We start from the raw sequence: 11,509 nt of genomic DNA on the forward strand, positions 1-11,509 counted from the left end.
ATAGTGCATTTATTGGGAGATCGAGAGAAGCACGCTACAAATAGCGATACATGCGAATTCTGTTCGGACGGGGGAGAATGCCGGGGTGCCCGAAGGAGACACCGTCTGGAACACCGCCCGCGTCCTGCACCGGGCGCTCGCCGGGGTGCGGCTCACCGGCAGCGACTTCCGCATTCCCACCCTCGCCACCACCGACCTGACCGGCTGGACGGTGCGCGAGTCGGCCAGCCGGGGCAAACACCTCCTGCTCCGGCTGGCCGCACCGCCGCAGGCCTCGCCCACCGCCGCCTGGACGCTCCACTCCCACCTGCGGATGGACGGCGTCTGGCGGGCGTACGCCCCGGGGGAACGGTGGACCGCCCGGCCGGCGCACCTGATCCGGGTGGTGCTGCGCAGCCCGGAGGCGGTGGCCGTCGGCTACCACCTGCACGAGCTGGCCCTGCTCCCCACCGCCGGAGAGGAGAGCCTGCTCGGGCACCTCGGCCCCGACCTGCTCGGCGCGGACTGGGATCCGGACGAGGCGGTCCGCCGGCTGGCCGCCGCCCCCGGGGTGACCATCGGCGAGGCCCTGCTCGACCAGCGCAACCTGGCCGGAGTGGGCAACCTCTACAAGTGCGAGCTGCTGTTCCTGCGCGGCCTCTCCCCGTGGACGTCGGTCGGCGCGGTGCCCGACCTGCCCGCCGTGGTGGCCCTGGCCCAGCGACTGCTCGCCGCCAACCGGGGCCGGTGGACCCAGAGCACCACCGGTTCCCTGCGCCGGGGGCAGACCAGCTACGTCTACGGCCGGCGGGCGCAGCCGTGCCGCCGCTGCGGCACCGCCATCAGCCGGGAGGAGCTGGGCGAACGGGTCACCTACTGGTGCCCGGTCTGCCAGCCGCCCCCGGCGACCCACTGAGTCCGGCCGCCACGGGCGGGCCGACTTCCGCGCCGCGCCCTCCCGGCTGGCGGGACGAGCCGCCAGACACGGACGAATGGGTAATTCCTATCCGCCCACCCAGGTTGCATGCTGCATTGGAGTGCTCACCGTTCGTCACCACCGGACGCGACCGTCCACCACGCCGGGGTGGGGGTCGGCGCGTCCCCGTGCCCGGGGAGAGCCATGGCCCTGTTCCGCAGACCACGACTGCCCTGGACGACCCGGGTCGTCCGCACCGACCCGCCCGACCGCACCGACCGGCCCGCCGTGCCGGCGGCCCGGACCGGCGAGTCCGGTCCCGCCCCGGCGAGCCTGGACCCGGCCGCCGTGCCGCGCTGCTTCGGCCCGGTGCCCAACTTCGCCGGCAGCCCACTGCCGGTACGCGACCGGCAGGGCCGGGTGCTCACCGGCACCGGCCTGCGCAAGTTCGTCGACGCGCTCCCGCTGCCCGGCCCGGTCCGTACCGAGCTGGGCGGCTGGCTGCCGGTCGCCACCCCGGACACGGTGAGCTGGCCGGGCTGCGACTACTACGAGATCGGGCTGGCCGAGTACACCCAGCGGCTGCACCGGGACCTGCCCGCCACCCGGCTGCGCGGCTACCGCCAGCTCAACCTGGGCACCGACCGGGACGGGCACAACACCGTCGCCCCACCGGAGCGGCCCTACCACCTGGGACCGCTGATCATGGCGCGGCGGGACCGTCCGGTCCGGATCAAGTTCATCAACCAGCTCCCCACCGGCCCGGCCGGGGACCTGTTCCTGCCGGTGGACACCAGCCTCCCGGGTGCCGGGCCGGGTCCGCTGGACGGGCCGGCGCCCTACCCGCAGAACCGCGCGGTGCCGCAGCTGTCCGGGGCGCACACCGGCTGGATCAGCGCCGGCAACCCGTGGCAGTGGGTGACCCCGGCCGGGGAGATCACCCCGTACCCGACCGGGCCGGGCCTGACCCACGTGCCGGACATGCCACCGCCCGGGGCCGGCGCCACCACGCTCTACTACCCGAACGCGCAGAGCGGCCGGCTGATGTGCCTGCAGGACAACACCGTCGGGCTGTCCCGGCTGACCGTCCTGTCCGGTCAGTTCGCCCTCTACCTGCTCACCGACCCGGCCGAGGAGGACCTGGTCGCCGACGGGGTGCTCCCCGCCGGGCAGATCCCGCTGGTGATCCAGGACCGGACCTTCGTCCCGGACGACGCCCAGCTCGCCGCCGAGGACCCCACCTGGGACCGGGACCGCTGGGGCACCCGGGGCGCCCTGTGGCACCCGCACGTCTACCAGCCCCGGCAGGACCCGCACCGGGACTCCGGGCGGAACCCCACCGGACGCTGGGACTACGGCCCCTGGCTGCCCGGCGGCGAGGGGCGGGACGGGCCACGGGTCGGCCCGGTCGACAACCCGCACCACGATCCGGTCGCCGCCCCGCAGGAGCCGCCCCGCATCCCCGGGGTGCCGCACCCGAGCGCCGTGCCCGAGGCGTACGGGGACACCATGCTGGTCAACGGGGTCGCCTACCCGTACCTGCGGGTGCGGCCGACGACGTACCGGTTCCGGATCGTCAACGGCTGCGCCGACCGCGCCCTCAACCTCCAGCTCTACCGGGCCCGCTCGGACGGGCCGATGTGGCGGGCCGACGGGAGCCTCGCCGACGCCGACGCCGGCGAGGTGCCGATGGTGGCCGCCGTACGGGCTCCCGGACGGCCGGCGGACTGGCCGGTCGACGGGCGGGACGGCGGGGTGCCCGACCCGGCCGCCGCCGGCCCGCCCATGATCCAGATCGGCAACGAGTGCGGGCTGCTCCCCGCCCCGGTGGTGGTGCCGAACCGCCCGGTCGGCTACCGGTACGACCGCCGCGACCCGACCGTGCTCAACGTGGACTCGGCCGCGCTGCTGCTCGCCCCGGGGGAACGGGCCGACGTGCTGGTCGACTTCTCCGCCCTGCCCCCCGGCGCGACGGTGCTGCTCTACAACGACTGCCCGGCCCCGCTGCCCGGCTCCGATCCCCGCTACGACCGGCACACCGACGCCCCGGACCGGCGCGCCGAGGGGGGCGGCCCGGTCACCCTGCCCGGCTACGGCCCGAACACCCGTACCGTGCTCCAGTTCCGGGTCACCGGCACCCCCACCGAGCGGTACGACCTGGCCCGGCTGACCGACCGGCTGCCCGCCGCGTACGCGGCCAGCCAGCGGCCACCGGTCGTGCCGCAGCCGGAGTACGACCGGGCGTTCGGCACCACCACCCACCGGGGCGTGGTCGTCCCCGCGCACGCCGCCTCGGTCACCGTCACCCCGCCGGGGGGCACCGGGCCGGTCACCCTGCCGATCCGGGTGAAGACCGTCGGCACCGTCTTCGAGCCGGAGTACGGGCGGCGGGCCGGCCGGCTCGGGCTGGCCCACCCGAACGCCGGACCGCTCGGCCCGAGGACCCTGCCGCTCGGCCCGGCGGACCCGGCGACCGAGATCCTCGTCGCGGCCGACCCGACGGTCGGGGCCGGGGAACCCGTCGACGGTATCGAGCTGTGGCGGATCCGCGGCACCGGCCGGCAGACCCATCCGGTCCGCTTCGACGGCTGCGACGTGCAGGTGGTCAACCGGACCGGCGGCGACGGCACGGTCCGCCCCCCGGACGGCGGCGAGCGGGGCTGGAAGCAGACCGTCCGGGTCAACCCGGCCGAGGACGTGGTGGTGGCGCTGCGCCCCGAGGTGCCGCCGTTGCCGTTCAAGGTCGCCGACAGCCTGCGGCTGCTCGACCCGACCCGCCCGGCCGGGGTACGGCTCGACGCCACCCCGGTCAGCCCGTGCGACGGCCAGCCGGCGACGGTGGTCAACCAGCCGGTCAACCTGGGCTGGGAGTTCCGCTGGTCCAGCGGCGCGGCCGGGCTGCGGGACCTGGGCATGAGCCGACCCCTGGTGCTGCGGGTGTCCCCCCGGGCGCCGACCGGGCTGACCGCGACCCCGGTGCCCGGCTCGGCCACCGCGCTGCCGGCGATCGCCCTGGCCTGGACGGGCAACGGCAGCCGGCCGGCGGCCACCAGCCACCTGCTCCAGCGGGCCACCGACGTCGCCTTCACCGCCGGGTTGACCACGATCACCGTGGCGGCGACGGCGATCCGCTACACCGACGCCACCATCACCCCCGGTGTCACCTACCACTATCGGATCCGGGCCGAGAACGCCGCCGGCTGCTCGGCCTGGTCGAACAGCAGCCCGGCTTCGGTACGGCTGCCCGCACCGGACGGGCTGGCCGCGACGGTGCCGGCGGCGGTGCCGCTACGGGTGGCGTTGCGCTGGGTGAACCGCTCCTTCGCCACCGGCCTGGACGTGCAGCGGGCCACCAACCCGACCTTCACCAGCGGGCCGGGCACCACCGCCGTCCCGGTCTGCGACCACCATGTCGACGCCGCGGTGGCTCCGGACACCACCTACTACTACCGGGTCCGGACGACGTATCTCGGTGCGGCCTCCCCGTGGTCGACCGTGGCCACGGTGGTCACCCCGCCCCTACCGGGTCCGCCGACCGGGCTCGTGGCGACGGTCGGCGTCCCCGCCTCGGACACCGCGACGGTGTCGTTGAGCTGGGCAGCGGGCGTCCCGCCGGGGCCGGGGGCCGGGTTCGTGGTGCAGCGCGCGGTGGATCCGCAGTTCTGCCGGGAGCTGACCAGTTTCACCGTGACCGGCCGGGTCTTCACCAACACAGGCCTGGCCCGGGGCGTCACCTACCACTACCGGGTCCGCTCGGTCAACGTGGTGGGCAGTTCGCCGTGGACCGTCCCGGTGCCGGTCAGCACGCCCCGCTGAGACCGGCTCAGCGGGTGGGGGTACGCAGGGGTTCGCCGACGGTGCGCAGCTCGGCCAGGGCGGCGGCGACCCCGTGCAGCAGGTCGGTCGCCTCCATCAGCCGGGTCGCCGCCGGGTCGGCGACGATCTCCGGGTGGGCGTCCTCGGCGACGTAACCGGCGGCGGCGGCGACCAGCCCCTCGTAGGCGGTCACCCCGGCGACCAGCTGGTCGCGCAGCGCCCGGTGCGCCTCGGCGAGCCGGGGGCGGGCCTCGGCCGGGGCGAGCCGCAGGGCGCGTTCCACGCCGGCCGTCCGGTCGGCCAGGTCCCGCAGCGAGCGGTCGGCGGCAGCGGCCTCCAGCACCGCCGGCTCGGCCAGACCGGTCAGCCGGGGCGCGATCCCGGCCAGGGTGAGCGCGGCCCGGTCCAGCCGGGCCCAGGACTCGGCGGCGGAGGTGCCCCGCAACGCGAACCGGGAACGGAACCGGCGGGCCTCGGCCAGCACGCCGGGACCGACCGGGAGCCGTTCGACGGCCGCGACCAGCCGGGCCCGGGAGCGGGCGGCGACCTCGGCCGGGTCGAGGGCGGGAGGAACCGGGCGGGCGGCGAACGCCCGCAGGTCGATCCAGCGCCAGGCGGCCAGCGCGACGGCGCTGCCGGCGGCACCGGCCCAGGCGGCGTCGGGCAACCCCAGTCCCGCGTACGGGGTCAGCACCGCCGCCGCGCCGGTGAGCCCGCCGGCCAGTACGCTCCACCGGCGGGCGGAACGCCGCAGCCTGCCCAGTCGACGGAAGTGTCGCGTTCGCTCGTCGGCCACCCGTACCTCCTCGTGCCGGCCGCTCAGCCGGCGGTGCTGTCCCCCACGCCGCGGTCGCGGCCCATGCTGGCCCGGATCTCGTCCAGCCGGGCGGCGGCGGCCGGGTCGGCCGTCGACGCGGCGGGCTGGGCCTGCTGCTGCACCGCCGGCTGCTCCTGCCGGCCACCGAGCTGGTCGCCGGCCATGCTGGCCCTGATCTGCTCCAGCCGGGACGACCCGGCGCTGTCCAGCGTCGACTTCTGGATCTCCAGCATCCGTCCCTCGACGGAGTTGCCGGCCAGCTCGGCCCGACCCATCGCGTTGGCGTAGCGGCGCTCGATGCGGTCGCGCACCTCGTCCAACGAGGGGGTGTTGGTGGGCGCGGTCAGCGAGGACATCGACTCCAGGGAGCGGGCGACGCTCTCCTGCATCTTGGCCTGTTCGAGCTGGCTGAGCAGCTTGGTCCGCTCGGCGAGTTTCTGCTGGAGGATCATGGAGTTGTTCTCGACCGCCCGCCGGGCCTGGGCGGCGGCACCGAGCGCCTGGTCGTGCAGGGTCTTCAGGTCCTCGGTGGCCTGCTCGGCGGAGACCAGCTGGGTGGCCAGCACCTGGGCGGACTGCTCGTAGCGACCGGCCTCGGCCTCGTCGCCCTTGGCCCGGGCCTGGTCGGCGAGGACCAGCGCCTGTCGGGCGTTGCCCTGGAGCCGCTCGACCTCGGTCATCTGCCGGGAGAGCTTCATCTCCAGCTGACGCTGGTTGCCGATCACCGCCGCCGCCTGTTGGACCAGCGTCTGGTGCTGACGCTGCGCGTCCTCGATGGCCTGCTGGATCTGCACCTTCGGATCGGCGTGCTCATCGATCTTGGCACCGAAGAGCGCCATCAGGTACTTCCAGCCCTTGACGAACGGGTTCGCCATCTCCGCGGTATCCCCTCAGTAGCGTCGCTGCGCCTCGGCCACACCGGGGCCGGACGGGCCGCACGGCGCGCCCCCATCGTCGCAGCCGGACGCCAGCAGGGCCGTTCGTACCGCGGGGTGCCCCGGCGGCCTGCGATCAACACTACGCGGCGTCTGCCAGCCCGGCCACGGGACGGACCCGGGTCAGGCGGCGCAGACCACGTCGCGGTCGCTGGGACGGACCCGGGCGCTGCGCAGGGTGGCCTTCAGCGGGGAGTCCTGACGCACCGAGACGGCGACCGCGCCGTCGGTGGCCATCTGGCGTACCCCGCGGCCGGTGGCCTTGCGCACCGGACCGGCGGCTGACCCGGCGGCGACCGGCTCGTCCTGGACCGGCATGAGCACGCCCGGCAGCTGCTCGGCGAGCGCGACGGTGTCGCTCACCTCGCGCAGCAGCTCGGACAGCCGGGCACCGAGCGCGTCACAGATGGCGGCGAGCAGCTCGCTGGAGGGCTCCTTCTGGCCGCGTTCGATCTCGGACAGGTAGCCGAGGCTGACGTTGGCGGCGGTGGAGACCTCGCGCAGGGTGCGGTGCTGACCCTGGCGTCGCGCGCGAAGTGCGTCACCGATCACCCGGCGTAACAGGACCATCGCACCTCCCCCTGACGGGATCTACTCTCCGGGCGGCTGATCGCCCGCGCCGGACGCGGTGGACCGCGCCGCCGCCGACACCGTACGCCGGAGCCTTCCCGCAACCGTACCCGTTGGTCGGCCCGGCGACATCCCGCCCCGCCTGTCGGATCCGGGCAGGGCCGGTCAGCGCCGCCGGGTGCCGGTCGGCGGGGCGTCGGCCGGCGGCCCGGGGCGCGGGGCGGGGCCGACCGCCGGGAAGGACCCGTGAATCCGCTCCGCGAGCAGGCGCAACGCCTCGGTCACCGCGGTCGCCCGGATGCGGTCGCGGCCCCCGTCGAGGTCCAGCCGACGGACCACCGGGCCGCCCGGCCCAGCCACCGCGACATAGACCAGGCCGACCGGTCGGCCGTCCTGCGGCTCGGGACCGGCGACCCCGGTGGTGGCCAGCCCCCAGTCGGCGGCGCAACGCCGCCGGCCCCCCTCGGCGAGGGCGACGGCCACGTCCGGATCGACCGGTCCGCGTTCGTCCAGCAGATCCTCGGGTACGTCGGCCAGCCGCGCCTTCAACTCCGTGGCGTACGTCACGAGTCCACCCCGGTAGACGGCGCTGACCCCGGCGATCTCCACGATCGCGGCGGCCAGCAGGCCACCGGTCAGGGACTCGACGGTGGCCAGGGTCTGCCGCCGCTCGTGCAGGCTGTGCACCACGCCCGCCGCCGGGCTACCCACCGTCGGGCTGCCCGCCGTCGGCCCGTGTTCCGTACCGGTCCCCATGCCGTCCTCCTTCCCCCGGGTCACCCCGCTACTCATCTTCCGGGCCGCCGGTCCGGCCGCCGCCGGGGGGCGACCAGCCGGCGTCCCCACCCGGGGGACGGCCAGCCGGCGTCCGCGACGGGCGGTCAGCGGGGTGGCCGACGTTCCCGGCCGGCAGGGTGGTCAGCGGGGTGGCCGACGTTCCCGGCCGGCAGGGCGGTCAGCCGGTGAGCCCGACGTCCCGGGCGAGCAGGGCGGCCTGCACCCGGTCGGCGACGCCGAGCTTGGCGAAGACGGCCGAGAGCTGGTTACGGACCGTCTTCTCACTGAGCCCGAGGTGCCGGGCGATCCGGGCGTTGGTGTCCCCACCGGCCAGCCGGCGCAGGATGTCCCGCTCCCGGGGGGTGAGCCGGTCGAACGGGGGCGGCAGCTCGACCGGCTGACGACGCAGGCTGGTCAGCACCTGCGGACCGACCCGGGGGCCGAGGACGAGCCCGCCACCGGCCACCGTGCGCAACGCGTCGACGATCACGTCCGGGTCGGTGTCCTTGAGCACGTAGCCCCGGGCACCGGCCCGCAGCGACCGGCCGACCACGTCCTCGTCGTCGGCCATGGTCACCATCAGCACCCGGATCTCCGGTCGGGCCTGCACGATCCGCCGGGTCGCCTCCACGCCGTCGCCGTCCGGCAGCGCCACGTCCATCGCGACCACCCCCACCGGCTCGGTCGCCGCGATGCCGACCGCCTCGGCGCAGGTCGCGGCCTCCAGCACGCCGTCGACCCAGGCCTCGCCCTCCAACATGGTCCGCAGGCCACGGCGGACCACCGGGTGGTCGTCCACGATCAGCACCCGGACCGCCCCGCCGCGCGTCGCCCCTCCGGTCAATGCCCTCCCCCTCCCGCAGCGTCTTCCTCCACACGACCCCCACCCGCCACGCCCCCCGCCGGGTTCCGGGAACCCCCGGTGATCAAGAGCTTGGCGTCATCCTCCGGCCGGATCCTGACGCAAACCTCTTGATCACCGGAAGCGGGCGGGCCGGGGGTGGGCGGGGCGGGGGTGGGCGGGCCGGGGGTGGGCGGGAGGGGGAGCCGGACCCGGACCAGGGTGCCGTGCGGGGCGCGGGCGACGAACTCGCAGTCGCCACCCAGCTCGGTGGCCCGCTCCCGGATCGAGTCCAGGCCGACCCCGCCCGGCCGGCGGGCGACGATGCCGGTGCCGTCGTCGGACACCTCGACGACCAGCGCCCGGCCCCGGCGCACCACCACGTCGCAGCAGGTCGCCCCGGCGTGCCGGGCGGTGTTGGCCAGCGCCTCGCCGACGATCCGGTACGCCGCGACCTCGACGGCGGCCGGCAGCCGGTGCAGGGCGTCCGGCACGCTCAGCCGGACGGCCAGGGCCGGGCCGTCGAAGCGCTGGCACTCGGCCCGCAACGCCGACTCCAGCCCCCGGTCCAGGGCCGCCGGCCGGAGCTGGTCGACCAGTTGGCGTACCTCGCCGGTGCAGGTGAGCAGGTCGTCGGCGAGCCCGTCGAGGATGCGGGTCAACCGGTCGGGGTCGGCGGCGACGATCTTGCGGGCCGCGCGTACCTGCATGGACATGCCGGCGAGGGTCGGACCGAGACCGTCGTGCAGGTCCCGGCGCAGCCGACGGCGCTCCTCCTCCCGGGCCGTCACCAGCCGTTCCCGGGAGTCCCGCAGGTCGCCGATCAGCCGGGCGGTCGCGGCGGCCACCGAGGCGTGCATCGCGACGTCGCCGAGCAGCCGCCGCTCGACCGGGGTGAACCGGGTGCCGGCCGCCCGGTGGGCCACCACCAGACGACCCACCCGCTCCCCGTGGGTGACCATGTCGAAGCGTTCCAGCGAGGTGGTGGCCCGACCGTACGCCGCGTGTACCCGTCCGGGGTGCCCCTCGTCGACGTCCTCCCCGCCGAGTTCCACCGCCACGTACGGCACCTGGAGCGAACGGGCGATGGTGCCGGTGAGCAACGGCAGCACCGCCTGCGGCTGCACCGTCCGCTCCAACAGGTCACCGAGCCGGGCCAGCACCGCGTACGGCTCGTCGCGGTCGCCGTAGAGCAGCCGGTTCACCCCGCGCTGCACCCGGTGCCGCAGCGGCTCGAAGGTCACCGCGATCAGGCCGGTCGCCACCAGGGACGCGTTCGAGGTGTCCCCGCGCAGCACGAGGTCCCGCAGCAGGGCGACCACCCCGACGAAGGCGGCGATCACCAGCAGGCTCATCACCAGCCAGACCAGGGTGCGGTTGATCACCTGTTCCAGGCCGTAGAGCCGGTAGCGGAGCACCGCCAGGGTCATCGCGCCCGGAATCGCGATCACCATCAGCAACCACGCGCCGGAGAGGCCGAGCCAGTCCAGCAGGAGGCCGAGCAGGAACAGCGTACCGGCGGCCAGCAGGCAGGCGAGCTGCTGCCGGACCTCGCCGACGGCCCGCCGCCACCGGCGGGCCAGCGACCCGAGCACGGCGACCACCAGCAGCAGCTCCACCGCGACGGTCAGCAGGGCGAGGCGGACCAGCAGCCGGGCGGTCGGGTCGGCGGCCGGGGTGGCGGACAGCAGCAGGCCCCGGGGGTCGCTGGTGGCGGCCACCGCCAACGCCACGGCCACCACCGACGTGGTGACCACCAGCCCGACGGCGACCGGCCGCCAGCGCCGACCCGGCAGCCGGCCGTCCGGGAAGACCAGCAGGGCCAGGAAGACCAGGCCGTACGGCGGCCACCAGAGCCACTGGCTCAGCCACGCCAGCGGGGTGACCGCCGACCAGCTCAGCGCCAGCACCGTCGTGCCCGCGACGAGACCGGCCGCCAGCATCAGCCGGCCTACCGGGTGGCCGGGCAGCCCGGCGAGCACCAGACCCCCGAGGGCGGTGAACGAGACGGCGATCGCGCCGGTCAACGCCGCCGGCCCGGCCGCCGCCGGGTACGGATCCCGCCACTGCCCGACCAGGACGAGCACGGCGACGACCAGGCCCACCCCGGCCAGGACCCGGCGCGGGGCGGACAGCACGGCGATGGTCGACGGCACGGCAGGCCCTCCCGGGGTGGTCGTCGGTGGTCGGGGCGGGTGTCGGTTCAGTCCGCCCAGCCGGCGGCGTGCATGGCGTTGTGCAGCCAGTTCCCGGAGTCGTGCTCGAGGTGTTCCGGCAGGGCGCCGATGACCTCGGAGAGGTCCGGGTCGTCGAGGCGGGGCAGCTCGGACAGCGCCCGCTCCAGCGGGATCCGGGACCGGACGAGCACGTCCGGATGGTCGTGGACGTACTGCGTCACGTGCGCGACCACCGTGGTCAGCCGCTGCCGGACGACGTCCGGCACCGCCGGGCCGGTGCCGGCCTCCAACGCCTCCAGCCGCCAGTCGGCGGAGAAGACCGGGTGCAGCCGGCGCCCGGTGACGTCGAAGAACTCGACCGCCCCGGCGAGCTTCTCGCCGTGGTCGGCGGTCGCCAGCAGGTCGGCCAGGTTCTGGTAGACGTGGCAGAACGTGTCGTTGGTGGCGATCAACAGGATCCGTCGGTCGTCGCCGGCGGTCAGCGTCATGGTCACTCCTCGGATGCCGTGCGCGGACGGCGGGTCCGGTCTCCCGGCACCCGTCCCGCCGCAGCGTAGGTGGTGGATCGTCCACAGTGGCACCGCCGGGTGGGCCGGTGGTCGGCGGTGAACGGTCGGACCATCGTCGTCCGTCGGCTGTCCCGCCGGCCCGGGGCGGATGTCCCGGGCCGGCGGGACGGAT

General features: G+C 75.6%; 9 protein-coding genes. 2 read left to right on the forward strand and 7 right to left on the reverse strand.

Annotated features, from left to right (window positions below; all coding sequences use genetic code 11):
• The first annotated feature begins 85 nt into the window (after positions 1–85).
• Complete coding sequence (locus GA0070623_RS10660) at positions 86–895, forward strand: zinc finger domain-containing protein (RefSeq protein WP_067302713.1); 810 nt, start codon at positions 86–88, stop codon at positions 893–895.
• 204 nt (positions 896–1,099) lie between these two features.
• Positions 1,100–4,711 carry a hypothetical protein gene (locus tag GA0070623_RS10665; RefSeq protein ID WP_067302710.1) on the forward strand — a complete coding sequence of 1,204 codons (3,612 nt, stop codon included), beginning with the start codon at positions 1,100–1,102 and terminating at the stop codon, positions 4,709–4,711.
• 7 nt (positions 4,712–4,718) lie between these two features.
• Here GA0070623_RS10665 and pspM read toward each other — a convergent pair whose 3' ends face one another.
• The 7 genes from pspM to GA0070623_RS10700 all read right to left on the reverse strand — a co-directional run bounded on the left by pspM (position 4,719) and on the right by GA0070623_RS10700 (position 11,316).
• The gene (pspM, locus tag GA0070623_RS10670) at positions 4,719–5,507 is read right to left on the reverse strand and encodes a phage shock envelope stress response protein PspM (RefSeq protein ID WP_067302706.1); all 789 of its coding nucleotides are present in this window, start codon (positions 5,505–5,507) and stop codon (positions 4,719–4,721) included.
• Positions 5,508–5,530: 23 nt separating this feature from the next.
• Entirely contained in the window at positions 5,531–6,403 is an 873-nt protein-coding gene (locus GA0070623_RS10675; RefSeq protein ID WP_067302703.1) for a PspA/IM30 family protein, read from the reverse strand.
• A gap of 183 nt (positions 6,404–6,586) precedes the next feature.
• Positions 6,587–7,033 (reverse strand): helix-turn-helix domain-containing protein, encoded by a 447-nt coding sequence (locus tag GA0070623_RS10680; RefSeq protein WP_067302700.1) that lies wholly within the window; start codon positions 7,031–7,033, stop codon positions 6,587–6,589.
• 165 nt (positions 7,034–7,198) lie between these two features.
• Positions 7,199–7,789, reverse strand: coding sequence for a CinA family protein (locus GA0070623_RS10685; protein WP_067302763.1), 591 nt, complete (start codon positions 7,787–7,789; stop codon positions 7,199–7,201).
• A 199-nt stretch (positions 7,790–7,988) separates the two neighbouring features.
• Positions 7,989–8,654 (reverse strand): response regulator, encoded by a 666-nt coding sequence (locus GA0070623_RS10690; protein WP_067302697.1) that lies wholly within the window; start codon positions 8,652–8,654, stop codon positions 7,989–7,991.
• Complete coding sequence (locus GA0070623_RS10695; protein ID WP_231932744.1) at positions 8,651–10,807, reverse strand: GAF domain-containing sensor histidine kinase; 2,157 nt, start codon at positions 10,805–10,807, stop codon at positions 8,651–8,653. Before GA0070623_RS10695 ends, GA0070623_RS10690 begins: the two co-directional genes overlap by 4 nt.
• A 47-nt stretch (positions 10,808–10,854) precedes the next feature.
• A complete protein-coding gene (locus tag GA0070623_RS10700) occupies positions 10,855–11,316 on the reverse strand; it encodes a hypothetical protein (RefSeq protein WP_089004003.1) in 462 nt (153 codons plus the stop codon).
• Positions 11,317–11,509 lie beyond the last annotated feature (193 nt).

The organism is Micromonospora rifamycinica, from assembly GCF_900090265.1.
GTDB lineage: Bacteria > Actinomycetota > Actinomycetes > Mycobacteriales > Micromonosporaceae > Micromonospora > Micromonospora rifamycinica.

Bases quoted from the DNA above. Each gene is read 5' to 3' on its own strand.
- GA0070623_RS10665 (WP_067302710.1), top strand. From the start codon at position 1,100: ATGGCCCTGTTCCGCAGACCACGACTGCCCTGGACGACCCGGGTCGTC.
- GA0070623_RS10685 (WP_067302763.1), bottom strand. From the start codon at position 7,789: ATGGGGACCGGTACGGAACACGGGCCGACGGCGGGCAGCCCGACGGTG.
- GA0070623_RS10675 (WP_067302703.1), bottom strand. From the start codon at position 6,403: ATGGCGAACCCGTTCGTCAAGGGCTGGAAGTACCTGATGGCGCTCTTC.
- GA0070623_RS10680 (WP_067302700.1), bottom strand. From the start codon at position 7,033: ATGGTCCTGTTACGCCGGGTGATCGGTGACGCACTTCGCGCGCGACGC.
- GA0070623_RS10700 (WP_089004003.1), bottom strand. From the start codon at position 11,316: ATGACGCTGACCGCCGGCGACGACCGACGGATCCTGTTGATCGCCACC.